Annotated in this window: 26 protein-coding genes and 1 pseudogene; 14 read left to right on the plus strand and 13 right to left on the minus strand. The window is 35.1% G+C overall.

Features of this window, described 5'->3' with window-relative positions; all coding sequences use genetic code 11:
- Positions 1 to 65: 65 nt before the first annotated feature.
- The 4 genes from ACMHJ2_RS16395 to ACMHJ2_RS16410 all read left to right on the plus strand — a co-directional run bounded on the left by ACMHJ2_RS16395 (position 66) and on the right by ACMHJ2_RS16410 (position 3106).
- On the plus strand, positions 66 to 401 hold the full coding sequence (locus ACMHJ2_RS16395) for a hypothetical protein (RefSeq protein ID WP_413513942.1): 336 nt from the start codon (positions 66 to 68) through the stop codon (positions 399 to 401).
- A 2-nt stretch (positions 402 to 403) separates the two neighbouring features.
- A complete protein-coding gene (locus ACMHJ2_RS16400; protein WP_413513943.1) occupies positions 404 to 820 on the plus strand; it encodes a hypothetical protein in 417 nt (138 codons plus the stop codon).
- Between the two features lie 946 nt (positions 821 to 1766).
- Positions 1767 to 2669: an RHS repeat domain-containing protein gene (locus ACMHJ2_RS16405; protein WP_413513944.1), complete on the plus strand. Its 903-nt coding sequence runs from the start codon at positions 1767 to 1769 to the stop codon at positions 2667 to 2669.
- Positions 2666 to 3106 carry a hypothetical protein gene (locus ACMHJ2_RS16410; protein ID WP_413513945.1) on the plus strand — a complete coding sequence of 147 codons (441 nt, stop codon included), beginning with the start codon at positions 2666 to 2668 and terminating at the stop codon, positions 3104 to 3106. The genes ACMHJ2_RS16405 and ACMHJ2_RS16410 overlap by 4 nt, the downstream gene beginning before the upstream one ends.
- A gap of 234 nt (positions 3107 to 3340) precedes the next feature.
- Here the strand turns inward: ACMHJ2_RS16410 and ACMHJ2_RS16415 are convergent.
- Positions 3341 to 3526 (minus strand): annotated as a pseudogene (locus ACMHJ2_RS16415) (transposase domain-containing protein); the annotation flags it as partial.
- Between the two features lie 94 nt (positions 3527 to 3620).
- Between ACMHJ2_RS16415 and ACMHJ2_RS16420 the strand changes: the two are divergent.
- Genes ACMHJ2_RS16420 through ACMHJ2_RS16430 form a run of 3 tightly spaced genes read left to right on the plus strand, consistent with a single transcriptional unit; the run spans position 3621 to position 5526 of the window.
- Positions 3621 to 4037, plus strand: a complete 417-nt coding sequence (locus ACMHJ2_RS16420) for a nucleoside 2-deoxyribosyltransferase (protein WP_413513946.1) — start codon at positions 3621 to 3623, stop codon at positions 4035 to 4037.
- A gap of 42 nt (positions 4038 to 4079) precedes the next feature.
- Positions 4080 to 4493 carry a hypothetical protein gene (locus ACMHJ2_RS16425; protein ID WP_413513947.1) on the plus strand — a complete coding sequence of 138 codons (414 nt, stop codon included), beginning with the start codon at positions 4080 to 4082 and terminating at the stop codon, positions 4491 to 4493.
- A 16-nt stretch (positions 4494 to 4509) separates the two neighbouring features.
- Positions 4510 to 5526: an SWIM zinc finger family protein gene (locus ACMHJ2_RS16430; RefSeq protein WP_413513948.1), complete on the plus strand. Its 1017-nt coding sequence runs from the start codon at positions 4510 to 4512 to the stop codon at positions 5524 to 5526.
- A 116-nt stretch (positions 5527 to 5642) separates the two neighbouring features.
- Here ACMHJ2_RS16430 and ACMHJ2_RS16435 read toward each other — a convergent pair whose 3' ends face one another.
- From ACMHJ2_RS16435 to ACMHJ2_RS16450, 4 genes are all read right to left on the minus strand, one after another.
- Complete coding sequence (locus tag ACMHJ2_RS16435) at positions 5643 to 5867, minus strand: hypothetical protein (protein ID WP_413513949.1); 225 nt, start codon at positions 5865 to 5867, stop codon at positions 5643 to 5645.
- Between the two features lie 168 nt (positions 5868 to 6035).
- Entirely contained in the window at positions 6036 to 9704 is a 3669-nt protein-coding gene (purL, locus tag ACMHJ2_RS16440; RefSeq protein ID WP_413513950.1) for a phosphoribosylformylglycinamidine synthase, read from the minus strand.
- A 67-nt stretch (positions 9705 to 9771) separates the two neighbouring features.
- Positions 9772 to 11256, minus strand: coding sequence for a right-handed parallel beta-helix repeat-containing protein (locus ACMHJ2_RS16445; RefSeq protein ID WP_413513951.1), 1485 nt, complete (start codon positions 11254 to 11256; stop codon positions 9772 to 9774).
- A gap of 60 nt (positions 11257 to 11316) precedes the next feature.
- Positions 11317 to 12081 (minus strand): glycosyltransferase family 2 protein, encoded by a 765-nt coding sequence (locus tag ACMHJ2_RS16450; RefSeq protein WP_413513952.1) that lies wholly within the window; start codon positions 12079 to 12081, stop codon positions 11317 to 11319.
- 260 nt (positions 12082 to 12341) lie between these two features.
- Between ACMHJ2_RS16450 and ACMHJ2_RS16455 the strand changes: the two genes are divergently transcribed.
- Entirely contained in the window at positions 12342 to 13211 is an 870-nt protein-coding gene (locus tag ACMHJ2_RS16455) for a hypothetical protein (protein ID WP_413513953.1), read from the plus strand.
- 204 nt (positions 13212 to 13415) lie between these two features.
- Here the strand turns inward: ACMHJ2_RS16455 and ACMHJ2_RS16460 are convergent, their stop codons facing one another.
- From ACMHJ2_RS16460 to ACMHJ2_RS16475, 4 genes are all read right to left on the minus strand, one after another.
- Positions 13416 to 15308: an LTA synthase family protein gene (locus ACMHJ2_RS16460; RefSeq protein ID WP_413513954.1), complete on the minus strand. Its 1893-nt coding sequence runs from the start codon at positions 15306 to 15308 to the stop codon at positions 13416 to 13418.
- 78 nt (positions 15309 to 15386) lie between these two features.
- The gene (locus ACMHJ2_RS16465) at positions 15387 to 16202 is read right to left on the minus strand and encodes a 2,3,4,5-tetrahydropyridine-2,6-dicarboxylate N-succinyltransferase (protein ID WP_413513955.1); all 816 of its coding nucleotides are present in this window, start codon (positions 16200 to 16202) and stop codon (positions 15387 to 15389) included.
- 100 nt (positions 16203 to 16302) lie between these two features.
- On the minus strand, positions 16303 to 16446 hold the full coding sequence (locus ACMHJ2_RS16470; RefSeq protein WP_413513956.1) for an NAD(P)-binding domain-containing protein: 144 nt from the start codon (positions 16444 to 16446) through the stop codon (positions 16303 to 16305).
- Positions 16447 to 16713: 267 nt separating this feature from the next.
- Positions 16714 to 18048, minus strand: a complete 1335-nt coding sequence (locus tag ACMHJ2_RS16475; protein WP_413513957.1) for an amidohydrolase family protein — start codon at positions 18046 to 18048, stop codon at positions 16714 to 16716.
- 164 nt (positions 18049 to 18212) lie between these two features.
- Between ACMHJ2_RS16475 and ACMHJ2_RS16480 the strand changes: the two genes are divergently transcribed.
- Complete coding sequence (locus ACMHJ2_RS16480; protein WP_413513958.1) at positions 18213 to 18923, plus strand: SDR family NAD(P)-dependent oxidoreductase; 711 nt, start codon at positions 18213 to 18215, stop codon at positions 18921 to 18923.
- Positions 18924 to 18974: 51 nt separating this feature from the next.
- Entirely contained in the window at positions 18975 to 20366 is a 1392-nt protein-coding gene (locus ACMHJ2_RS16485; RefSeq protein WP_413513959.1) for an aminopeptidase P family protein, read from the plus strand.
- Between the two features lie 161 nt (positions 20367 to 20527).
- Here ACMHJ2_RS16485 and ACMHJ2_RS16490 read toward each other — a convergent pair whose 3' ends face one another.
- Entirely contained in the window at positions 20528 to 21403 is an 876-nt protein-coding gene (locus ACMHJ2_RS16490) for an arginase family protein (protein WP_413513960.1), read from the minus strand.
- 221 nt (positions 21404 to 21624) lie between these two features.
- Between ACMHJ2_RS16490 and ACMHJ2_RS16495 the strand changes: the two genes are divergently transcribed.
- From ACMHJ2_RS16495 to ACMHJ2_RS16510, 4 genes are all read left to right on the plus strand, one after another.
- Positions 21625 to 21975: a winged helix-turn-helix transcriptional regulator gene (locus ACMHJ2_RS16495; RefSeq protein WP_413513961.1), complete on the plus strand. Its 351-nt coding sequence runs from the start codon at positions 21625 to 21627 to the stop codon at positions 21973 to 21975.
- 94 nt (positions 21976 to 22069) lie between these two features.
- Complete coding sequence (locus ACMHJ2_RS16500; protein ID WP_413513962.1) at positions 22070 to 22885, plus strand: helix-turn-helix transcriptional regulator; 816 nt, start codon at positions 22070 to 22072, stop codon at positions 22883 to 22885.
- Positions 22886 to 22933: 48 nt separating this feature from the next.
- Positions 22934 to 23461, plus strand: a complete 528-nt coding sequence (locus ACMHJ2_RS16505) for a YceI family protein (protein ID WP_413513963.1) — start codon at positions 22934 to 22936, stop codon at positions 23459 to 23461.
- A 6-nt stretch (positions 23462 to 23467) separates the two neighbouring features.
- Positions 23468 to 23905 carry a hypothetical protein gene (locus ACMHJ2_RS16510; protein ID WP_413513964.1) on the plus strand — a complete coding sequence of 146 codons (438 nt, stop codon included), beginning with the start codon at positions 23468 to 23470 and terminating at the stop codon, positions 23903 to 23905.
- 82 nt (positions 23906 to 23987) lie between these two features.
- Here the strand turns inward: ACMHJ2_RS16510 and creD are convergent, their stop codons facing one another.
- From creD to ACMHJ2_RS16525, 3 genes are read right to left on the minus strand one after another with little or no spacing between them, the layout of a single operon-like run.
- Positions 23988 to 25271, minus strand: coding sequence for a cell envelope integrity protein CreD (gene creD / locus ACMHJ2_RS16515; RefSeq protein ID WP_413513965.1), 1284 nt, complete (start codon positions 25269 to 25271; stop codon positions 23988 to 23990).
- A gap of 49 nt (positions 25272 to 25320) precedes the next feature.
- Positions 25321 to 25620 (minus strand): winged helix-turn-helix domain-containing protein, encoded by a 300-nt coding sequence (locus ACMHJ2_RS16520; protein WP_413513966.1) that lies wholly within the window; start codon positions 25618 to 25620, stop codon positions 25321 to 25323.
- 6 nt (positions 25621 to 25626) lie between these two features.
- Positions 25627 to 26238 (minus strand): hypothetical protein, encoded by a 612-nt coding sequence (locus tag ACMHJ2_RS16525; RefSeq protein ID WP_413513967.1) that lies wholly within the window; start codon positions 26236 to 26238, stop codon positions 25627 to 25629.
- Positions 26239 to 26494: the final 256 nt, after the last annotated feature.

Raw genomic sequence — 26494 nt, forward strand, 5'->3', positions numbered from 1 at the left:
TCAAATAATAAATATTAATAAAGCTGCTTAACTAATTGTCCGAATTTCATTAGGATATCCATACTTTGATTCATGAACAAAAGCATCGAGATGATAATGCAAAAGGTATTACAAATACACATGCAAGTCATGCCGAAGTTTATATTCATCAAATGGCAGATGAGTCTTTTAAAATGACGACAGAAGGCTTTCAACAAGGAATGGTGGAAAACATGTTAAGTTATATTTTAGGTGTTAAGAAGAGAGGAGATAGAGATAAATTAATTGATGATTTTAATAATTCTAATTCAGCAGGTTTTGAGGTAGGTAAATCGTATAAGTCAGGGTATGGATGGGAAGTGAAAAAAAATAATGAAACAAAATACCTTAGATCACTTAAAAAAGCAGAAAAGCCTAATTAATTATGAAAAAAAAAATAATTTATTTATTCTATGTTCTTTTGTTTATTTCATGTAGAGAAAAGAATGATATAGAGGAAATTCTATTAGATAAAAATGGAAAAAAAACTGAATATTGGGATTATTATGCTTCAAAGGATAGTATTACTTATGAATTTTTGGGGTATAAAATGTTATTTGCTTCAAATAATAATTATCAATTATTTTATTTAAAAAGTAAAAATCAAATAGATACAAATCATAAAAAAGAGGATGATTTAATTGAAAGTATCTCTGAAAGAGAGTGGCATGTGGATACAAAGAATATGAAAATGAATTTAGATGTAGATTCTTTTATAATTGAAAAGTATAATAACGATACAATATTTATGAAGGGAGATGGCTTCGATGGAAAATTTATGTTAATAAAGCATATAAAATGATTTAGATTTTATACCCCCCCAACCTTCCAAAACGGATCGTTGGGGTTTGTTTTAGTTAACAGTTTACTGTTAACGGTTGACAGAGGTATTATTCAATGTAAAGAGAAGTAAAACTGTAAGCTGTAAACCGCCCACCGTAAACCAAAAAAAACACCCTACCACCGTTACACTATTAAAAAAGCTTCGACATTTTAAACGACAATGGCAAAAGTGTTTCAAAACGTAAAGTACAGCCTAAGACTACAAAAAAGCAACAGTGGTGTAGTAAAAAGAGTAGTTGGGTTTTAGTCCTTTGTTTACTATAATAGCAAAGAGTACTAACGTACAACATACAATAAAGGTGTACAATTGATTTAAAAAGTGTTTTGCAGTAAGTGATTCATTGCAATAAAATAAACAGTTGTAGCAATGTATTTACATTATATTTTTAAAAGTAGTTTATCGTCAGTGGAGTAGTAAAGAGGAGCGTAGTAAGTCGAAGGCTGCGACAGTGCCGATAAATAATGTAGTTTTACAAAGACTACTTTTTTGCTTTGAACTAAAGACTACCATTGAAAAGTAGAAAAACAGTCAAATGAAAATAAAAAGATTGTATGTGTTTATTTTGGCTTCATAGCAATTGGATCGTTCAAACAAAGTAAATCGATTGTACGAAGTATTTACTGCCTTAAAACTAAGGTTAAACGCATAAATAGGCGCAGTTAAAAATAGCAGTAAGCAAAGGCTAAATAATAGCAGTTGGAAGATGAAAAACCAAAGAGAATTGCGATATTTACTTTGTGATTAACTTAACATAAAAAACAAAAAAGGAAGGGAAGGAGTTGTTGAATAAATAGCAAAACATTAAAGAGTTAACGCATATACAGACGCACATTGAAATACGGCGTAGATAAACCCACTGAAATTGCATAGGTAAAAGGAAAGGCAATGGTACCATAGCGACCACTTGGGAAGTTCTTCTTACCTTACAGACATCAATGGAGTGCCTACGCATTACTATGGGTACCTACCATTCGGAGAACTGATGGTGGAACACAACAATAGTAATTATGATAATGTGTATAAATTCAACGGAAAAGAAATAGATCCACAAACGGGTTATTACTATTATGGTGCGCGTTATTATGATCCGACGATGAGTGTGTTTTTGAGTGTGGACCCGTTGGCGGAGAAAATACCAAATTATAACCCTTATATTTATACATATAACAATCCAATTATGTTTACAGATCCAACAGGAATGATAGGGGAAGAAGTAATTATAAAAGGAGAAAAGAAGCAAGAAGCTTTTGAACAATTACAAGCATCAACTAAGTTAAACTTAACTATGGATGCGAATGGAAAAGTTGATACAAATGATAAAAGAGGAGGATCCAAGTCGGATAAAAAATTATTTGATGCAATTAAATCTCCAACTATTCAAGTTGATGTAAATGCTACTGATAGTAATTATTACAGTGAGACTAAAGCTATGTTAGGAGGAGTTTATGAAGGAAGTACTATAGATGAGTCAGGCAAAGTTATTGCAAATCAAACAGTAAATCCCCGCCAAATGGGAGATATTGATGAGTTTTACAATATGCCTAAAGGAACTACTGCAAAACATGAAATTTTAGAAGCTTATATTGGAGCAGATAAATCTCCAGGGAAAGGAATTCCTTTAATGGAAGGAACAAATGAGTATAAAGGGTACATTAAGGCTCATAACGGAGCAATGAAATTGGATAAAAATTTTATGGAACCTGATATAAAACAACATGACTCAGGAAGTTTTTTTATGTACAAACCTAACCCTAATCCTGTTTTTAAATTTCCTCAAATCAAAGAATTAAATAATTTATCTAAATGAAAAAATGTGTTTTAGTTGTAATAATTTGTTTGTTAGTTAGTTGTTTAGCTAATAAAAAATATGACTATGAGGAGGAATTGAAGATCGTTAATGAACGATTGTTCATCATAAAAATTAGTAAAAAGAAGGGTTATTATCTAATTGATGCAATTCGTTCGTCTAATGATACTATTTCGATAATTTCTTATATCAATAAGAAAATGATTAAAAACAAAAAGAATAAAACAAAATTAAATGTTGAGGAAATTTATAATTTTAGTTTAATGAAAGTAAATGTTAAAGTTGCTAATGGACTTTCAAATAGAGGATATATTATAATTAAGAATGATACTCTATGGAGAGGAGACATAGTATTAAATAAAAGTGATTCTTTAAAATATGTATACCCTCAAATTTTCGAATCCTTAAATTCGGAAGGATTAGATTTGTACAACTAAATAATAAACACCACCCCAACCTTCCCAATCGGATCGTTGGGGTTTTGTTATTTAAGGGGGAATTGTTTTTAGAGGAAAAAAGAAACACCCTACCACCGTTACACTATTAAAAGAGCTTCGACATTTTAAACGACAATGGCAAAAGTGTTTCAAAACGTAAAGTACAGCCTAAGACTACAAAAAAGCAACAGTGGTGTATCCACCCGAGCAAGTACATCTTGTTAGGTAAATAAATTATTCTATAGCGTCTGTAATTAGCTTTTTGTAGTTATGAGGATATACATTCGTACTATTCTTGTGATTGATAGCTTGTATATTTTCAAGGACGTATTTTAACCATTGATATGGATTAACGTCATGTTTTTTACAATTAGCAAAAAAAGTATAAGCCATAGCCGCTCTTTGCGCAGCATCATGAGACACGTACTTACAATTTTTTCAGTACAAACTTAGAAAATATAAAATAACTAAAGTATCTTGTGTACGTGTTCAAAAAGTAGAAATACCTCAGTCGATGAAAAATCAAGTCTATATTTCATGTAGTTTTGCCAAGAGAAAGGAATTAGATCAAGCAGTAGAAAGCATAAAAAATACATTACTGTCTCAGGGATATTTTCCATGGGTTTTTGTAGATAACTATACCTTTACCCTAGAGCAAGAAAAAGAAATGATGCATCAAGCAATGCAAGATATTGAGGCTAGCGTTTTTTTACTCGCTGAAACATCAGATAAGGGCATTGGCATAGGAATAGAGGCGGGGTATGCCAAAGCGCTGAATAAACCCGTTGTTTATCTGCGAAATATAGCAGCAGAACATTCCACTACTTTAGCAGGAATTAGTGATTATCAAATTGTATATGCAGATGGAACAGATTTGGCGATACAAGTAGAAAAGGTAGTTCAAGCTATTAGTCACAATAAGAAATCCTAAACCAATATACCCAATACTTAAACAACAAAAAGAAACAGAGTGATGATACAAGTAAATAAAGCCGATTTTAATCCTTGTCATTACGATGACGAAACGGTAGAAATGACCGCGGTTTACAAAGAAAAAGAAGTGATTTTATCCGTCTATATCGGCGATGTGGCACTCGAGGATTTTTTGCCAGAAATAGAGCGTATTACTTCAAGAATAGTAGAATTTGATCAACAAGGCAAACAGCTTATTTATGAGGAATTGGGCGAGTCCTATAATCAGCACAATCCTCAAAATACTCTGGCAGAAGAGGCTTTTAAAGAAAAACTAGATTTATTTTCGCTTTATTTTTCAGGCGATGAAGAAGTAGAATTTACCTATGAGGCAAATGGTATGTTTGGAACCCATATTTTGAGTGTTGAATTAATTGAAGGCGTATTTACCGAGTGGGTAAGTATGAATGGATAAGGTAGAACAACTAAAAATGACGATAGAAGACCTACTTAAGCAGTTAAAAGCGAAAGAAAAAGCAAGAATAAAAACCGCAACGGTTCGAGAATTGGATGAAGAGGAGAAAGGACATTTTGTTGCTTTTGTAGATGACGCAGAAGCAACCTATGATGTGCATATTGAGTTAGAGGATCAAAAGATCAAACAAATGACCTGTGATTGCATGGAAGAACTAACGCCTTGTATTCATCAATGGGCGGTTTTACTGCAAATAACACAACAAGGATTAAAAGTTGTACCTACACAAGTAACACAAAAAAGCAACTCAAAAGCAAAAATTTCGAAAAGCAATGCCTTGTTGCAAGAACAAAGTCGAGAAACACTTGCAAAATGGCTAGCTGAAGTTTTTAAAAAGAATAAAACCTTAGAGCAGCAATTTATTGTAACTTTTTCTCAAGAGAAAACCAACTATACTTGCGAATACGTAGAAGAGAGTATGCAGCAAACATTTAAAGCCGTTGCGGGAAAAAGAAAGACCTTAGAAGGTGTGAAAATTAAAAAGATAGTAGATACGCTTGCTATCGCTTTTGAACCGGTAGATGACTTTATAACGGTTAACATGGATAAGCCACTTGCTTTTGAGCTTTTTTCAACAATCATGCGTACGATGCAAGCATTTGATCGACGTATTGTCCATCACAGCAAGAAGTTTGACGATTTCTATGAAAAATACAGTACTTGGTTTGCCTTAACACTTAACAATATGCAAAACCAAGGCCTTTGGCAGGTTCAAATCAAAAATTTGGTTGAAAATATTTTGGTGGATGCTAGTCCTTATAGCGGTTTTGAGGGGGTACTCGTGAAAAACATCTACGAACATGCAACCCTAGAGCAACAGCAGAAAATAGCACAAGAAATAGCACAAAGTTTAGCGAAATCATCTCAAACGAGATACGATTATAAAGTAGATTTTATCAGCTTTATTCGAGATGTTGCCTTGACCCATGATTTTTATGAAGAAGTATATGATTTTTTTAAAATCAGAGATTGATAGAAGAAAAATAAGCGGATAATTTAAAAAATCAATGCTGTTTATTTCAGTAAAGGAAGGAAGATAAAGGAGATAAAAAACAACCTCAATTGCGAAAGCGATTGAGGTTGTTTTTGTTATTTGTCATTCTCATCAGAGAAATATTGGTTGTATATTTTTATACTGTCAATAGGATCAGGCATTCCCATAGGTGCATTGTCTCTCTCGTATTTTTCAATTAGAATTTGCAATACCTCTAGTTCATCTACACTATCTTTATGTTGAGGACTACTTTCTAATACTTGTACTTTTATCATAGCCGTGTGATAATCTTCTTCCGTACGAATAGGTCTTAATTTCATAATACTACTATTTTTTTTGAATGAATTAGTGTTTTGGAAACTTGATTTTTCAAGCCTATCCCATAAAACTACACCTTTTTTTTGATAAAAGAACTCAATTACCTGCTAATTACTGTTAATACTAATAAAAAAAGCCCTCACGAAGTGAAGGCTTTTTTTTAGGTTAAATTATTTAGTATCATTTGTTTCGATCCATTTGCGAGCATTGACAAAAGCTTCCATCCATGGGGATACCTCGTCTTTGCGTCCTTCTGGGTAATTCGCCCAGTGCCATTGAAATAGGGAACGCTCAATATGAGGCATCATAACCAAGTGACGACCTGTAGGGTCACATAGCATCGCTGTATTGAAATCCGAACCATTTGGATTGGCAGGGTAACTATCATACGCGTATTTCGCAACAATATGGTAGTTGTTTTCTGTTTCAGGTAAATTAAATTTACCCTCACCATGTGAAATCCAAACCCCTAAAGTACTTCCCGCTAAGGTAGATAGCATGATCGAATTGTTTTCTTGAATGGTAACAGAGGTAAAGTTACTTTCGTGTTTTTGAGAATCGTTGTGTAACATTTTTCCGTGAACAGCGTGTTCTGGATTAATTAACTCCAATTCCATAAACAACTGACAACCATTACAAATACCAACAGATAAAGTGTCTTTACGAGCAAAGAAGTTTTTCAATGCTGTATTTGCTTTTTCGTTGTACATAAAGGCACCTGCCCATCCTTTGGCAGATCCCAAAACATCTGAATTAGAAAAACCTCCAACAGCACCAATAAATTGGATGTCTTCTAGCGTTTCTCTACCTGAGATAAGATCCGTCATATGCACGTCTTTAACGTCAAATCCAGCTAAGAACATCGCATTGGCAACCTCTCTTTCAGAGTTACTTCCTTTCTCGCGGATAATCGCTGCTTTTGGACGAGGTTTTGAAGCGTCAATAACCGGTTTCTTACCGTCAAATTGCGCAGGGAAAGCAAATTGTAAAGGTTGGTTCTTATAGTTGGTAAAGCGAGCAGTCGCTTGACCGTTTTTCGTTTGTTTTTGATCTAATAGATACGAAGTTTTGTACCACGTATCGCGGATTGCAGGAACACTGTAGGTAAAGCTGTCCGTTCCGTTTTTGAAAGAAACGGTTTCTTCTGTGAGAACAGTTCCAATTTTAATAGCTTCAACCCCTTTGGCACTTAATGCTTTTTCGAAGGCCTCATCATTTTTCGCTTGAATGACTAAACCAATGTTTTCATTGAAAAGAACTTTTACTGTATCTTTTTCATTTAAAACCGTTAAATCATAAGCAGCGCCTAAGTTGACATCTGCAAAAGTCATCTCTAAAAGCGTAGTAATCAAACCACCACTTCCAATGTCATGTCCTGCAGCAATTTGACTGTTTTCAACCAATTCTTGAACCGCATTGAAAGCCTTTTTAAAATAAGCCCCATCTTGGATGGTTGGTACTTCATGTCCAATTTTATTTAAAATCTGAGCAAAAGAAGAACCCCCTAATTTAAACTTGTCTTGAGATAAATGGATATAATAGATTGAACCTGCTTCTTTCTTCAAGGTTGGTTCAACAATTTTTGTGATATCTGTACAGTTTGAAGCAGCAGAAATAATAACAGTACCTGGCGCAATTACCTCGTCATTCGGGTATTTTTGCTTCATTGATAAAGAATCTTTTCCAGTTGGAATATTGATGCCTAATTCAATAGCAAAATCAGAACACGCTTTTACGGCTTCATATAAACGAGCATCTTCTCCTGGATTATTACAAGCCCACATCCAGTTAGCAGATAAAGAGATATTTTTCATTCCTTCATGTAAAGGAGCCCAAACAATATTAGATAAAGCTTCAGCAATTGCATTTCTACTTCCTGCTGTTGGATTTACCAAAGCAACAACAGGCGCATGGCCAACCGTTGTCGCGATTCCTTCTTTTCCTTTGTAATCAAGAGCCATAGCCCCTAAGTTATTCAACGGAAGTTGTAAAGGACCCGTGCATTGCTGTTTCGCCACACGTCCACCCACACAACGGTCCACTTTATTAGTTAACCAATCTTTAGAAGCAACTGCTTCTAATTGAAGAACTTGGTTTAAATAGTCATTTACTTTTTCAACAGAATAGTCCAAATCAGCGTAAATACGCTCAATGGTTTGATCCGCCATAATTGTTTTTGGAGAACTGCCAAACATTTCTTCAATAGCAAAATCCATCGGTTTGGCACCTGTAGTTGCTGATTCAATGGTAAAACGGTGATTATTTGTAATCTCCCCAACCGCATACATTGGCGCACGCTCTCTTTCTGCAATACGCGCTAAAGTAGCCATATCCTTTTGTCCAATTACCAAGCCCATGCGTTCTTGAGATTCATTTCCAATCGTTTCTTTGGCAGAAAGCGTAGGATCTCCGATTGGCAATTTATCTAAATTGATGTGTCCACCTGTTTCTTCTACTAATTCAGATAAACAGTTTAAGTGTCCACCTGCACCATGATCGTGAATTGACACAATAGGGTTGTGGTCTGCTTCAACTAAACCGCGGATCGCATTTGCTGCGCGTTTTTGCATTTCTGGATTGGAACGCTGAATCGCATTTAATTCAATACCTGAACCAAAAGCCCCTGTATTGGAAGAAGAAACTGCTGCTCCTCCCATACCAATACGGTAGTTTTCACCTCCTAAAATGACAACTTGATCCCCTTGTTCTGGTTTGTGTTTTTTCGCTTGATCTAACTTTCCATAGCCAATACCTCCGGCTTGCATAATTACTTTGTCAAAACCAAGCTTACGCGCGTCTTCTTCATGTTCAAAAGTTAGAATAGACCCCGTAATTAAAGGTTGTCCAAATTTATTTCCAAAATCAGAAGCTCCATTTGAAGCTTTGATTAAAATATCAATCGGGGTTTGGTATAACCACGCTCTTTCGTCCATAGCATTTTCCCAAGGGCGATTTTCTTCTAAGCGTGAGTAAGAAGTCATATAAACAGCGGTACCGGCTAAAGGCAAGGATCCTTGCCCGCCTGCTAAACGATCGCGAATCTCTCCTCCTGATCCAGTAGCAGCTCCATTAAAAGGCTCTACGGTAGTAGGAAAATTATGCGTTTCTGCTTTTAATGAGATGACAGAATCAAATTCTTTTTCTACATAAAAATCAGGTTTATCTGCGGATTTTGGAGCAAATTGTGTAACGCGTGGTCCCTTGACAAAGGCCACATTATCTTTATAAGCTGAAACAATCGCATTCGGATTAATTTCAGAGGTTTTTTTGATTAATTTGAATAAAGAAGTCGGTTTTTCTTCTCCATCAATGACAAAGGTGCCATTAAATATTTTATGACGACAGTGTTCTGAATTTACTTGTGAAAAACCAAATACTTCAGAATCCGTTAATTTACGTCCAATTTTATGAGCTAAATCTTGCAAGTAAGTGATTTCCTCTTCATTCAAAGCCAAACCTTCCTCTTGGTTGTATTTTGCAATATCCTCGATGTAAATAATAGGCTCAGGTTGAATGTTAATCGCAAAGATATCTTGATTTAAAGATTCAAATACTTGTGACAACATAGGGTCAAACGCTTGTTGGTCACCTTCGGAAAATTCTTCAATGCGAAAAATTCCCTCAATCCCCATGTTTTGTGTGATTTCAACCGCATTGGTACTCCAAGGCGTAATCATGGTTGCACGTGGACCAATAAAGGGGTTGTTGATTGCTTTTTGATCGAGGTGTTTAGCATTGCCAAAAAGCCAATTTAGTTTTTGAATATCTTCAATAGATAAAGTGTTCTCCACCTGTACAGCGTAGAACTTTTTCGAAGGGTTTTCGAAGAAATAAATCATTGCGATAAGATTATTTTAGTTGTTGTTGTAAGATGCAAAAATATACTAAAAAAAGACAATTAAAAAATTATTCTTTTGTAGTTTCAATATGTTGATATGCCCCCAAATCAGGTGATTTAGTTCGCTCTTTTCCATCCAAATCTCGCGGTAAATCTCGCGCAACTTTCAAATTACCTTGACCAATGAGGTGAGTCATTTTAGTCGTATAATAAAATAAATTCTTTTTAGGATCCTGAAAATCAATAGCAGATAGAGCAGGGGTATCTAAAAGAATATTGTTGGAATACATGGATGTATTGCTGTAATTGTAGGCCGATGAATTGCCATTGCGTTTGCTCGTATCTTTTAGCGCATTGGATTCAAAGGTTATATTCGCCGTTTGTGTGGTTTGAAGCACAAAACTTTGAGCAATTGCACTGTGTAAAATACTATTTTCAATGGTCAAGCGCTCAAAAGGAAAATCAGCAGAGTTTTCGACGAGTAAAGCCATTTGATCCGGTCGATAACCAGAATTGCTAAAAGTACAATGTTGAAACCTGTAATTGCCCCCCTCGCGCAGTACAACCGTTGCATTTTGCGTATTTGCAGCCACAAGGTTTTGCCCCAAGAGTGTAGAATTCACAGCAACTAATGCGGAATAGGAATGATTGTATAATTGGACATTTTGCAAGGTGAAATCCGAAGCATTTTCAAGGTATAAACCGATTTTAGCCTGTTCCACAATTACGTGATTTAAAGTGCTCTTAGCCGGGTTTTGCAAGCGAATCCCAGACCATTGTCCGGTTGCATACATATAGTTGGTCTCCAAGCGATCACCCCGCAAGATTATAGGTTTTTTGTGTGTGCCATTGGCTTGTATTGAACTGCCTTCTAAACCAATAATTCCCGAATTTTCGTGAAAATAGAGTTGAGTGCCTTTTTGTAGCACTAAGGTTTGATTTTCAGGAAGGATAGCATACCCATAAATAACATAGGGTTTGCTGTTATCTAGTTCTAAGGTATTTTTTTCATGTACTTTTGAGTCACCCAAATAAAAACCTTCAAGTGGAGTTCCATCTTGCAACTGTATTTTGTGTAATACGTTTTCATCTACCTTACCTGGATGGAAAAAATAAGCATCTTTAATCAAGGTCACTAATTCAATCGTTTGTTGTTGTGTACTCCCTTGAATGCGAATTTGATCGGTATAAATAAAATCCTTTGCCTGAGGATCTGCTTTTCCTAAGGTATGAACGAAAACATATAAACTGTCTTTAGCTAAAAGTTCAATATTTGAAAATCGCTTATTAGAAATCCCTTCAATGATAAGGTTAAAATAAGAATCCTCCCCTTTAGCCAAAGTAAGCTGGGGGATTTGAATATTCTTACTACTGGTATTGTAAATCTTAACTAAGTAAGAACTTGATTTTGTTTCAGAAAAAACAGGATCCAAGTAAACCGTATCTGCAGAAAAACGCAAAGGTTCAGATAAAGGTTCAAAATCCATATCCGTTCGGCAACTGATAAGGCTAAACAGAGAAAGAACCAGTACTAAAAACCTAAGTGTGTGCATAGCTGATGTTTAATAGTAAATGTAATGAAAAATAGTGAAAAATAACGAAAGTAGGAGCGGTTAGTTTTTGATGTTATTTCGCAGCATCCAAAGCTTTACATAACGCAAAAAAGTCGCATAGGCATTGAGTGAAGATAAAATTAAACCTGGAATACCATCTCGAAATCCCTGTTTTATGATATAGTGTTTAAAGAAACGCATCCCCGGTTTTACAATAAAGTGGTGTGCTGTTAATTTACCTGTTTTTTTATCGTAATCCTGCGCTTGTAAACTCGCATATTGACTCAATTTAGCGATGTGAAAGTCAAACCCGCGATAGGTGTTGTGATAGAGCTTCTCTTTTAGAAAACTCACCTTTCCATCGACTTGTAAAGTTTCGTGAACTTTGTTGGTATACTGGCAAACGTCCTTTTGAAATAAACGAATAACTTTGTCTTTTTGGTAACCCGAATAGTTGATTTCTTTGCCAAAGAAAACGTTTTTTCGGTAGACCCAATACGCTTGGTATTCCCCTAATTTATCTTGTTCAATTAACTGCGTTATTTCTTGCTTTAACTCAGGGGTTAACTGCTCATCTGCATCCAATAAAAGAACCCAATCCCCAGGAATTTGAGCGATTGCCCAGTTTTTTTGGTCTGAGTAATTGTCAAATTTTCGAGAAATTACTTTCGCTCCAAGCGCTTCTGCAAGTTGAACCGTATTATCCGTGCTAAAAGAGTCAACAACATAAATGTCATCTACAAGATCAATCGCAGAGAGAATACAAGCTTTAATATTAGCCTCTTCGTTTTTTGTAGGAATTAAAAGCGTTATTTTTTTTTTCATAAAATAAGGAATAAAGCAATTTTAGTTTTTAAGCTGAGGTCATTAAATTCGTTTCCCAAAAATAAAAAACGATTAGTTACAAAAGTAAGTTATCTGTCCCATTAATAATACCCCTTTGCAAAAATAAAACCAAACCTAGAGAATCAAAGAGCAGGAAAAAAGTAGAAAAAAGCGGGATATCCAAATTTATTTAAGACCGCATTTGGGGATAAAATTACAGGATTGCTAATTATTATTGTATTTTTAGCAAAAAATAAAAGATGAACATTGTATATCTTGTTTTTGGACAAAACATTAGCTATTACCAACAGGTGTTTTTTTCAATTTATACGGCTTTTCTTACTAAAAATGAGTCAGATCGAATTATTGTAATTGCAGAAAATCCTTCTTTTTTTAAACAAGTAGAACATTTAATTACGGTAATACCTTTGGAAAAAGAGAAGATTAAAGCATGGGAAGGGGCGTATGATTATTTTTTTAGAATTAAGATAAAAGCCTTAGAACACGTAGCTAATGCGTATCCAGATCAAGCTATTTTGTATTTGGATGGCGATACTTTTATCTATAAATCTTTGGCTATTCTTAAAGCAGAATTAGATAAAGGTTTCAATATCATGCACCTTAACGAAGGGCCTCTGCCGTTGTTAAAGACCAAGTCAGAGAAAAAGATGTGGAGTAGTCTGAAAAATAGAAAGTTTGGAGATGTACGCATCGATACTACTACTTGCATGTGGAATTCTGGCGTAATAGGAATTTCACCCCAACATTTTCAAACAATAACTTTAGCCTTACAAATTTGTGATGAGATGTGTGCGGCTAATATTGCTTATTTTACCAAGGAGCAATTGGCTTTTGGTGTTGCGGGAAGCCAGTTTACAATGATTAAACCTGCAGACCATGTAGTTGGTCATTATTGGGGAAATAAAGAGGAGTGGAATGAAGTGATTGCTACTTGGATGAAAAAATCCTTAATGAGCAATTATTCTATTGCGGAGATGATGGAAGAAGCAAAAAAAATACCCTTTGCTCAAATTCCGTTTTATTATAAACATTCGAATACATACAAGCGCTTATCAAAGCGTTTAAAAAACTATTTTAAACCTAAGCATGCACTTTATATTAAAGAATAAAAAATAAAAACAAAAGCCAAAATCACATTTGTGATTTTGGCTTTTGTTTTTATCGTAATGTCTAATGAATAGTATGTTGAATCTAGAGCATAATTTCAAGAATTAGGCAAAAGAAAGAACTAGTTCATATAGAGATTTTTACTATATCTTATCTTCATGCCTCTACCCACAAAGTTTGTCTGCCCTAAGGTAAAAAGAGGGGCATTAATGGTTATTAGTAGGGTGCTCCTGTTCCTTTTTTACAGTCAATAGATTGTTTTTAACACGGTGATTAAACGATTGAATATATGCTTTTAAAAAGCGTTCCATGGCTTTTACTCTTTTGGGCTCTTTTGTTAAAAGGTTATTTTTTAATTCAGGATCTATCTTCCAGTTGTATAAGCCTAAGCTTTTTGCACCATCAAAGGCTAAATAATAATCCCCTTCTTCATAGTTGTAAATAGTATTTAAATAACTAATCGCAAAATCCTGCTCCGATTGGTAGGATTTACCATAAGTGACCAGTTTAGTATTGATTTTTAGATAATCCATTAAACTCGGTAAAATATCAATCTGTTGAAAGTTGCGTTCCACTTTAGTTGGCGCAAGGGTAGCATCCCCAGGGGCAAAAAACAAGATGGGAATTCTAAATTTGCCCACATTAGTTTTCCATTGCTCTTCCTGAGGTTCTGAAGAGGTATGATCGGCTACAACAATAAAAATAGTATTGGTGTACCACGCTTTGGTTTTTGCAGTTTCAAAAAATTGCTTTAATGCATAATCAGCATACGCAATTGATTCGTGTATATCTCCAGGCCCTTTCGGGAATTTCCCTTTGTATTTAGTTGGAATAGTGTATGGATTATGGGAAGAAATCGTAAAAAGAGTGGAGAAAAAAGGCGGAGAGAAGCTGTCTAATTTTTTGGCAAAAAACTGCAAGAATTCTTCGTCAAAAATTCCCCAGGTACCATCAAAAGCCTGAGGTCCTTCATATTCATTTTTTCCGTAATATTCTTTAAATCCCGCTACATTAGCATATTGATCAAAGTTTTGACTTCCGTTAAAAGCACCGTGAAAAAAAGCGGTGTGATACCCGTTGTCATTTAATATTTTTGGTAAAGCATACACGTCATTTAAGGCATAACTAGACGTAATAAACGTGCGATCCATTAAGCTGGGAATACTCGAAATAGAAGAAGGAACAGCATCAATAGAAACTTTTCCGTTGGCAAATCCATTTTCAAAGAAATAGCTGTTAGTAGCTAGTGAATCCATGAAAGGAGTAAGCCCTCTGTGCATATTTTCTCGTCCAAAGCTTTCTAAAATTAGCAAAACAACATTTTTTTTGTTGATTGAATCATATTGAAAAACTTGTACAGGATTGAAAATCTTCACTAATTCCTCTTCCGTATAGAAGTTGTAGTCGGGTAAATTTTCTTTTTTACCCATGGTTTTTAAAACAGAAAATGGCGTATTTAAAACTAAGGCTGTGTTTTTTAGTCCTCCATAAGCAGCAGCATCAACTAATCGAATCGGCTTAGGTTGAAAACCACCGCGACCAAAAACAAGTAAAATCCCCACTACTAAAATAGCTACAATACTTTGAGGAAAGTTAAAGCGAGAATCGTAAACGCGGTAATTTATTTTGCGGTAAATCAGCCAAAAGAAAACAAAGGAACCCAACATAAAAAGGGGAATCCACCAATAGTCTACGATGAAGTTTTTCAGTAAACCTGGCAATTCATTTTCCATTCCCGAAGCTGTAATAAAAGAATACGAACTGCGTCTGCCGATGAATCTAAAGTATTCGTAATCAACGAAATTTAAACACAGAATACCAACGTTAACCAGAAAAAAACTGTAAAATAAAAAGGACTGATACCCTTTTTTGGTTTGAAATTTACCGGGCCATAGATGCAAAAGCGCAAAGACAAGATTGATGAACCCTAAGGCTGCCAAGTCAAATCGAATACCTCCTGCAAGTACTTTGAGGTCAATGGAATCTAATAAATGCCCATTATACCAATAAAAACCGAACCTACAAATTTGATAGAAAGCAAAAATAAGTAAGAAGCGTAAAGCAAATATCTTTGCGTTTTTTGAAAATAGTTTATGCATAAATAATCCGATAATTTAAACTAAATTACCACAGTAAGTAGCTTACTGTGGTAAAAGTATAATTGAGTTACTTGAAAATTAAACAGCAACATTGTATTCTCTTAAAGCATCGTTTAAGGATGTTTTTAAATCGGTAGAAGGTTTTCTTTGACCAATAATTAAGGCGCAGGGAACTTGATATTCTCCAGCAGGGAATTTTTTGGTATATGAACCTGGAATTACAACTGATCTTTCAGGTACATATCCTTTGATTTCCACTGGTTGATCCCCCGTTACATCGATGATTTTTGTAGAAGCAGTTAATACCACATTGGCACCTAAAACGGCTTCTTTTCCAACGCGAACCCCTTCAACGACGATACAACGTGAACCGATAAAGGCATGGTCTTCAATAATTACAGGCGCGGCTTGTAGGGGTTCTAAAACTCCACCAATACCAACCCCACCCGATAAGTGAACGTGTTTGCCAATTTGCGCACAAGAACCAACCGTTGCCCAAGTGTCAACCATCGTTCCTTCATCTACATAAGCTCCAATATTCACATACGAAGGCATTAAAATTACCCCTGATGAAATATAAGCGCCATGACGAGCCACCGCATTCGGAACAACACGAATCCCTTTTTCAGCATAGTTGCGTTTTAAAGGCATTTTGTCGTGGTATTCAAAAATACCAACTTCATGTGTTTCCATTTTTTGAATTGGAAAGTATAAAACAACGGCTTTCTTTACCCATTCATTTACTTGCCATCCGTTTGCTGTAGGTTCTGCAACACGTAATTTTCCTTGGTCAATCCATTCAACTACCTCGCGGATTGCCTCTTGTGTATCTTGATTTTGAAGCAGGGAACGATCAGCCCATGCTTTTTCAATAATTTGTTGGATATGATTCATTTGTACGTTTATTTTGAATTAAAATTAGTTTTGAATAGTTGGAATTACAGCCATTAAGTCTTCTCCCGCAAGTTCTTGTTGAGCCGCTTGTTCAAGCAAATCAGACAAACGATAAATAGGAATATACCCTAGATTTTTCTTCTTGATTTCTACAGAAAACGAATACAGAATAGCTTGATTTTAATAGGTTTATAGCTATAAGGTTGACCATATTGCCTAAACCTATCCATCCAATATTTTTCATGGAGTTTTAATTAAATAGGTAAATCTTTTTATAAAAAAGTAAGAAGCAAAGGTAAGTATAAATGTTTAGAAAATGAGTGTACAGCAAAGGAATCCGATGGGAATTACTACTAAAAAAGAAAAGGAAAGAAGCACAATTTTTAGTTGTAAAAAAGCGACGTAAACAAAGGAATGAAGAAGGAGATTAAAGCAAAACAGAACGTGTAATACTAAAAAAGCTTCTATTCTTGTAGAATAAAAGCTTTTAGGTTTGGTATGAAGTATAGAATTACTTTGTACTTAAATTATCTCTATAGACTTTACCATCTTTGATAATAAGAAGTAAATTCGTTTTGGGATCTCCAAGTACTTCAATGTTTTCTAAAGGACTTTTGTCAAACAATAAGATATCGGCATAAGCACCTTCGGCAAGTGTGCCTAAATCTGAGGGATAAGGATTTCTCGGCCCACTCATTTTGAGCAATTGCGCATTGTCATAAGTAATCATTTTCAAAATCTCAAAATTGGTAAACCACTCTTTTAAATTGACAACTAGTTCATTTTGTCTCAATGGATTTTTAGGAGGTGCGACTAAATCGGTTCCAAAAGCTATTTTTACCTTGTGCTTTTTCGCCCAAGTATATACGTTTTCTGTTCCTGTTCCTACCATTCTTTTATTCGCAGCTTGCTCCGGATTAGTATAAGCACTCGCATCCAAATCAAAAGGTTGCATGCTTAACCAGATATTCTTTTCTCCTAATAATTGTACAGTTGATTCATCCAATAAATGCCCGTGATCAATGCATTTTACACCCGCTGCTACAGCCTGTCTAACCGCTTTTGGTGTATACGCGTGAACGGTAACATAGGTACCCCAGTTTTCAGCAGCTTCAACCGCAGCTCTTATTTCTTTGGTTGTGTATTGCGTAGCATCTAATGGATCATAGATCGTCGCAACACCACCACCTGCCATGACTTTAAGCTGAGAAGCTCCTTTTCTTAATTGCTCTCTGGCTGCAACAGTAACTTCTTGTTCGCCATCTGCAATAATACTACCGCCTAATACTTGGAATCGTGGTGGGGTATGATCAATCATGCGCGGTTCAGACCATGGGAAGCTTGCATCTCCATGTCCACCCGTTTGGGATATCATCGCCTCACTTGGATAAATACGAGGTCCTTTGTTAATGCCATAATCATTCGCTTGTTTAATCCCCATCACATGACCTCCTAGATCTCTTACGGTAGTAAAACCACGTTGTAAGGTGTTTTCGGATTCCTTGGCTGCATTAATAAACAAAAAACTTTCATCTCCAAGCATAATCGCCTGATTGGAATTAGCCGCTAAAAAGGAATGCCAATGGGCATCAATCATGCCAGGCATAACAAATTTGCCCTTGCCATCAATTACTTGTGCGTTTTCTAAATCAGCAGCTGTAACATCACCGGTAACAATTTTTACAATTTTGTTTTGCTCCACAACAATGGAACCTATTTTGGTTTTGTTGTCTTTACCATTGAAAATCTCAACGTTTTTTAGTACAAGCTTGCTTTGTGCAAATCCAGAGGATGCGAGGCAAAAGGCACCCAAAAGAAGGCTGATTTTTAAAAATTTATGCATCATATTAATTTTTTTAGGTAAATATACACTTATAAAATTTTATTTTCAGTTCATTGTGGATAAAAATGTATTTTTTTGTTTATATGGTGAGAATAATTTAAATTTTTCTTAAAATTAAGAAGAATAGTAGAAACTCCTTTAGCTTTGTATATAAAGAGGTTTAAAAAATGGAAAAAAGATATTTGATATATGGGGTTAGTAAAGGTTTAGGAAGAGCCATTGCTTGCGGTATCCCTCAAGAACAAGATATTGTGTTTGGCGTTTCTCGATCTAAACCAGTTAATTTTCAGGAAAATAAAATTTGGATTCAAGCAGATCTTGCTAATCCAGTAGCATCAGTAGAAGCTGTTCGCGCCGTTATACAAGAAGCACCAATTGATTATTTGATTTACAATGTGGGGATATGGGAGCAAGAAGCGTTTACAGATGCGTATGATTTTGAACAATCGTCAACCGAAGAAATTGTACAAATCATACAAACCAATATAACGGCTTGTATTTTAGCTTTACAAGCCTTTCTTCCAAATTTAAAAGAAAGTGCAAACGCCAAGATAATACTGGTTGGCTCTACCTGGGGATTGGAAAATCACCAAGGAAAAGAAGTTGCTTTTTCAGCTTCTAAATTTGCTTTGCGAGGCATTGTTCATGCACTTCGCGAAACCTTGAAAAAACAGGCTATTGGTATAAGTATATTGAATCTAGGGTACTTAGCTACGGAATATGAAACGCTATCGGTAGATGAAGTGGTAGAAGCAGCTGAAGGAACCTTGATTCCTTTAGAAGATGTTTTGGCCGCTATTCGCTTTATTCTAAGTACGAGTAAGGCAACTTGTGTAAAGGAAATAGATATGCCTGCCATGCAAGATCTTCACGTATAAATGACCCCTAAATTAAAGAAGAAACAGTACCTTACCCTAAAATAAGAAAGAATGTTTAGTACGCAAACGTATTATAAAAGAAGAGAAATATTAGCCCAAGCTATGGGAAATAAAGGTATTCTACTATTTTTAAGCAATGGAGAAAACCCAATTAATTTCGAAGACAATACCTATCCTTTTCGTCAAGATAGTACTTTTTTGTACTATTTCGGAATCCAACAACCCCATATCGCTGCATGTATTGATTTAGATGAAAATAGAACGGTTATTTTTGGGGATGAGTTATCTATTGATGCTTTGGTTTGGATGGGGCGACAAGAAATGTTGCAAACAAAATGCGAGAAAGCGGGTGTGAAGGAAACGCGTTCTTATGCAGAATTAGCCGCTTATATCGCAATAGCAAGAAGTAAACAACGAAAAGTACATTATTTGCCCCCTTATCAGCCCGCAAATAAAATGTTACTCAGTGAATTATTGCATATTCCTTTCCAGGAGATCCAACCTTCTGTCGCTTTTATTCAAGCGGTTGTTGCGCAAAGAGAAAGTAAAGAGGATCAGGAAATAAGTGAAATTGAAAAGGCATTAACCCTTTCAAATGACATGCATTTAGCAGCCATGCGTTTGACTAAACCTGGTATGAAGGAATACGAAATTGCTGCGGCCATCCAATATATAGCTGCGCAAGAGAATTGTGGATTAGCCTATCCATCTATTGTAACAGTAAATGGAGGAATATTACACAACCACTACCAAGGTAATACACTGCAATCAGGGCAGTTAGTTTTGAATGATTCAGGTTGTGAAACACCGAGTGGATATGCGTCCGATTTAACGCGAACCTTTCCAGTCGATCCAAAATTTACCACCGAACAACGCGAGTTGTATCAAGTGGTATTACACGCATTTGAAGGAGCTAAGAGTCAGCTTAAAGCAGGTGTTAAATTTAAAGATGTACACCTACATGCAGCCTTGCTTCTCTCCCAAGGATTGATCGACTTAGGTTTTATGAAAGGAAAGGCAGAAGAGGCTGTACAAGCGAATGCGCATACGATGTTTTTTCAATGTGGTTTAGGACATATGATGGGCTTGGATGTACATGATATGGAAGATTTAGGAGAACAATATGTAGGATATACAGCAGATGAACCAAAAGAAAATCAAGTATTTGGATTAAAATCGTTGCGATTGGGAAAAACGCTAAAAGCGGGCCATGTATTGACCATCGAACCAGGCATTTATTTTATCCCAGAACTAATTGAAAGGTGGGAAGCAGAAAATAAATACAAAGCCTTTATTAATTATGAAAAACTCAATAAATATAAAACCTTTGGAGGAATTCGAATTGAAGATAACTTCTTAATTGAAGAGACCGGATATCGCCAATTGGGTCCTGAATTAATACGAACCGTAGAGGATATCGAAGCGTATAGACAACCGTTTTAACGACAGTATGGCATAATAGACAAATACAAGGCGCAAAGAGTCAATAGACTAATTACATGAATCCAATCCCTCTTTCCTCTCTATGAAATTAGGGGGATAGAAGGGCTGTTTTCTTTTATGTGGATTCGTTATAAATTTATTCGAAAGTCTAGGTTTATAAACTAATCCCTAAAAAGAGGAAGATTATGCAGTAGGTTTCTTATTTTAATTGCCGTACGAGGCATTGGTTCTGCAATAGTAAGACTTAAAATATCGTATTTTTCTCCAATATCATAGATCAAACGGGAAACTTCATTGATTTTCATTCCATGAGGCACAATGCCAACAGCAGCAATGATTTCTTCTGGGTCTAATACGTCGAGATCGTAATGAATAACTACTTTTGAAGCACCTGTTTTTTTTAGCCATTCCAAAACGGAACTGCTGTTTTCTGCAACTTCCGCAGGGAATAATCCCTTAATATTCAAGGCCGATTGTCTATCTTTCATTTCCTCGTCCCAATCGCGAACGCCAACAAGTAATGTCTTGGAAATATCAAATTTGGCAGGAAGCGCTTGGATGATTTCATCGTTCCACAACCCAAGACAAGCAGCCAAAGCCATGGCGTGATATCCTTTGTACTTGTCATGAGGCATATTAATATCCGGATGCGCATCAATCCAAACAAGAGCAACATCATCAGGATATTTGGCCGCCAAATAGGTAAAAGGAACAACACTCGATGAACAATCTCCACCCAAGGTAACAATCCTTTCTGGATTTTCTTTTTTCAATACGGCCAGCGCATCTTTGGTCTGTTTTAAAATAACTTCGTAAGCGTTGATTCCCTTTTTTTCCGCCCTGTCAGTAAGAGCTAGGGATATAGGAACCTCTACCGTTCTTTGCTCCTTATTTGGAGCAAGAAATTGAAGCAAATGCGATCCCAGGTAATAACCTTGAGAAGCATCGTCTGCGGGTATATCGGGCATCCAATGAGATACAATTCCGCCCTGCCATTGTGGATAAATAAGTCGAAGTGTTGTTGTTTTATTTTTCATAGTAGTCCTAATTATTTTGAGTTTTATGGAAGAAATTCCAGCATAAAAACCGTTATCCTATTTATTATTTTTACCTTGCTTTTGTTCGAAAGTAGATCAATTAAAGTTATATAGTATATTGAATATAAACAAGTAAGGGTAAATTAGTCCTATATGGATTAAATCCCCCATACTTCAATAATTAGGGGTTTATTGTTATTTTTGTAAGTAAATTAGATCTTATGTATAAACGAAAAATACCCTTTGATATCGACTGTGGTGTTAAAATAGCAATGGAAGTTTTAGGTGGTAAATGGAAAAGTTGCATCCTCTTAGCCTTGGCAAAACGCCCGATGCGTCCCAGTGAACTGCATCGAGAGTTTCCCGACGCAAGCCCTCGTGTTGTCAATCAGCAGTTAAAGGAATTGGAGTTTTACGGAGTAATCAAGAAAAGGATTTTTGCAGAATTGCCTCCGCATTCAGAATATTCACTTACAGATACTGGAGAAACATTACTCCCTATTATTGATCAAATAGAGCAATGGGGAGATAATTTTCGAGATACAATGAAAAAAATATTGAGCATTACCTAACTAACCAATGATTTTGATGTTTAATAAGATGTATTAATTATTGTAAATTAGCAAGAAAGGTACTAAATCGTTGGATGTTGTATATACGAAAGAGATGGAAACAGATAAAAATTTTATAAGTAGAAAACCTGATCATGCATTTCTTTCCACTATTGTGGAGCATTTCTTTTATATCGATATGCCAGTAGCAGCTTTAGCACTGGAAACCGAGTTTATGATTCCATTTCCACGCATAACATTTGGTTACTTTTTTGATCATCCTTTTGCGGTAACCAATCATACCCTCAATCAGTCTAGAATACTAAATCTTGCTATATCTAGAATTTCTACGCAAAAAATAACGGTAGCCCCACAAACAGAAACAATAAGAATTTTAGGGGCACATTTGAAACCCTTTGGCTTGGCCTATTTTACACAAAAATCGATCAAATCATTGCCTTGGTTGATTAATACAGAAGAGCTATTTGGTACTATTGCCGAAAACTTCGTAGAGAAAGTAAAGGCGTGTACTAGCATAGAATCTATGTTTAAGGAGGTTGAAGCGGTTTTTTTAGCTCATCTACTTGAACGAGATTTATCCCTTATTACCCAGGCAATTGAACAGATTGAGGGACATCATGGTCATCTAGAAATAACAGAACTAGCCACACAATTTGGCGTGTCGGATAGAACCCTGCGCAATCATTTTTATGCGTATATTGGTTGCTCTCCTAAAGAGTATCTTCGCATCGTAAAAATGAAACAAATTGCCTATCAATTAAAACATTCTGAAGGTACTTTAACGAATATTGCCTACGATAATAACTATTTTGATCAGGCACATTTTATTCATGAAATAAAAGGTATTACGGGACAATCTCCGAATCAACTCCGCAAAGAAATTCCTCATTTCCGTTTTTTACAATTTTAAGCTTCGGGCTATATCGACCTTTGTCCTATAATTAAAAAGACAAACAAGATGAAATTTGTAAGCATGTTATTCGTAGGTCTATGCTCAATAGGCATGATCACTTTTTCAAATCAACCAACAACAGAAGAAAGAGTAACGTTTCGTATTAAAAAGGGATTTAGTACGATAAAGGGTGAATTTAGTCAGGTGGATTATTGTATAGCACTTGATCAATCAGGAACTGGAACAATCTATGGGACTGTGACTATTTCAAGTGTATCAACAGGAAATGCAACAAGAGATAAACACTTGCAAAATCAAGAATGGTTGGATGCAGCTACCTATCCAAAAATACGTCTTCAATCTAGAAAAATAGTCAAGAATAAAGCAAGCAAGTATACAGGAACTTTTGAAGTAACAATAAAAGGGAAAACAGAAATTCAAGAAATTCCTTTTCATATCCTACAGGATGGAGATGTAAAAACACTGAAAGCAACCTTTTATTTGTCCACTGCAACCTTTGGTATAGGTGGGGGAATTGTTAATCTACTAGTTGGAGATAAAGTAACGGTTGATATTCAATTGCCATTTAAATAAATAAGTATGAAACGCAAGACTATAGTTCGAGTACATATTGGAGCTACGATAGTAGCCATGCTAACAATTTTGACCTTTTTTGGCTTATCGTTATTTGCTGAGATAAAAGGAAAGATTCAGTTCATTATGCAGGTAAAGACTTTTATTTTATATGCACTACCAGTAATGATTATCACGATGCCCGTATTAAAAATTACAGGCGATAAATTGGCAGGTAAAGCGAAAAATCCAATCCTTTTAGCTAAGCAAAAAAGAATGAAATGGATGCTTATAAATGGAATGGGACTCCTTGTATTAGCGATATTTCTGTATTGCCGTTCCCACTTGTATACCATGGATTATGTATTTTTCCTTGCGCAAATGGTTGAATTTATGCTAGGATTAGCTAACCTTACTTTGCTTATAATCAATGCTAAACAGGGAATGCAACTTTCGAAAAAATGAAAGCCATAAGAAACAATACGATGCAAAAAAGGGACTTTTAACGTCATTTTTTGCATCGTATTATAGCTGTAGCTAAGAGTGTCTAACTTGATTTATGAGATTCCACCATTTTAATAGAAAACTGCATTAATACAGCCAATATGATGAATATACTGATACTACCTACCAGTAGGGCTGTTTCTTTTAATTCCAGTAAGAAATACAATAGGCCATATAAAAGAACTAATAGGCCTAAAATAGTTAGGGTACTACTCTTGTTTTTTGAAATCTTCCAAGTAAAGGTTACGATGAGTAAAATTGTAGATAAGGAAGATGCAAAATAAGCAATGGAAAATCCAATGTATTCTGAAAATGAAAGCAATAGAATATAGTTTAAGAAAATTGCAAAACCAATTAAAGCGTATTGAATCAGATTTATTTTTAAGTTTTTGATATTTTCTAAAAAGTAAAATACAATAAAAGTAAGCCCAACAAATAGCAAGGCATATTTGATAGAACGATCAATTTTGGAATAAAAATTATTGAGCTCTAAAAATTCTATTCCAAACGTGTATTTGCTTAAATCTATATTAGCTAGAGAAGTGGTGTGAATGGGTAAAGGTTGATAGATATTCCAAGTACTAGTGGAATTGGCTTTGGTCTCTTGAGATTGTTCAGGCAAATAATTTCCGATGTATTTTAAATCTGAATAATCACTTTTGATCTCAATTTTTGTTGTATTTGCATTGGCTATAAACTGCAAATTAGAAGAACCTTTCAATTTTAGAGGAAGTTTAACTTTTGTTGGTAGCTGTTCCTCAACCATATAGTCAACGCTTAAAAAAGGAATTGCTTGAATAATTGGTGAATTGTTTAAAGAAAAATTCTTTTCAGGTGATCCTTGAAGTACGAGTGCCTGAGATAATCCTTTGGTATCCGATATACCATAAATAATTTTTTTACTTGTGATTTCTGTTTGATCTTTGAGATGCAAAGAAGCGATTAATTTGTCTTGGTCATCAAATTGAGCTTCTATCAGAAGATCAGTATTGAATAAGGTAACTTGATATAAACTTCTTTTTTTTGTTGTGGTACTAATATTTCCCGTAATTGTTTGTGTAAGAGGAGAGAATAGTGCTTGTTCCCGCTGATATATAACTTCATTTTTAGCATTTTTAGTTGCCGTTCTATATTCAAGAAGTAAAAATGGACCGTAAAGCGTTTGCTGATCCCCCCATTTTTCAGAAACTTCTTGAACAACTTCGTTCTGAAATTTGGCGCGTTCCGAGATAATATTTCCAATAATAGGAATTAAAATAAGCAAGCCTAAGGATAAGGCTGCAATGGCTAAGCCTTTAAAAAGATGTTTTTTAGTTTCTGTTTCCATTTTTTGAATTTAAAAGTACTTTGTTTTTCAAAGTATAGAGTTAAAAAAATTATTTTAGTTTCTGTATTAAATTTTCTAAATAGGAGAGGTGTTGCTTAAACGCAATTTTTCCTTCTTCCGTAGCCCTGTAAACGGTGTTTGTTTTGCGGCCAATAAAACCTTTATACACGGTAATGTATTGACTGTCTTCTAAGTTTTTTAAATGCGAAGCTAGATTGCCATCCGTTAGATCCAAGTATTCCTTTAAATCTTTGAAAGACAAATTTTCATTTACCATTAATCCGCTCATAATCCCAACGCGAATACGGTTATCAAATACTTTGTTTAATTTTTCAATATCAAATTTCATGAGCGTTTACTTCGTTTTTTTGTCGTATTTGTTCCACAAAATTAAGCCATAAAGAAGATGAGTTAAACCAAAACCTAAAGCCCAAAAGAAAATGGCATAATCAATAAAATAGAAAGCAAATAACCCTAAAGCAATTTCCAGTATAGCCATTGTTTTGATTTCCTTCACGGTATCTTCTTGTATTGCATATAAAGCAAGACCATAAAATAAAAGAGTAGTAGGTAGCGTTAATTCTAATAAGAACTTTGTGTAGAAAATAAAACACAAGATTCCACCGATAAGCAAAGGAACTGCAAAACGTTGAAGCAAGCGTTTCGTTATTGTGTTTAAAAAAGAAGTCCCTTGTTTTTTGGTTTTTTGTATTGTAAAATAAAGGCCACCACTCAAAGCAATGACAAAGGTGATACTCGCCAATACCAATAAGTTAAAAGCACTATAACTGTAGAATGAAGTTACATCTGGCGCAAGATTGTTCTTCCAAATATGTAAAATCAAACTGGCTACTAAACCACAGATTCCAACCCAAATACCACTCCAACCACTCAAACTTAAAAATTTAGTGGAGCGTTCCATAATTGATTTGATTTGCTGTAAATCTTCGATTGCCTTTGTTGTCATTTTTAAAGTACTTTGAAAAACAAAGTTAGAAATAAAATTGAGAAATAAAACAATAGTGTGGAAAATTATTAAAAATAGGAATGAGTGAAAGATTACTGCTTCTCTTTTCAAGGTTACTCATTCAAGTCAAGGACGACTATTGACCCAAATCCAAACATGTACTTTAATTAAAATTGGCAATTAAAATTTTGTTTTATTTTGAGTTTTCAGAGAAGTATATGAAAAAACTTTATAAATTATAATAAAGTTGTATCTT

This window comes from Myroides odoratus (assembly GCF_965118575.1).
Lineage (GTDB): Bacteria > Bacteroidota > Bacteroidia > Flavobacteriales > Flavobacteriaceae > Flavobacterium > Flavobacterium odoratum_B.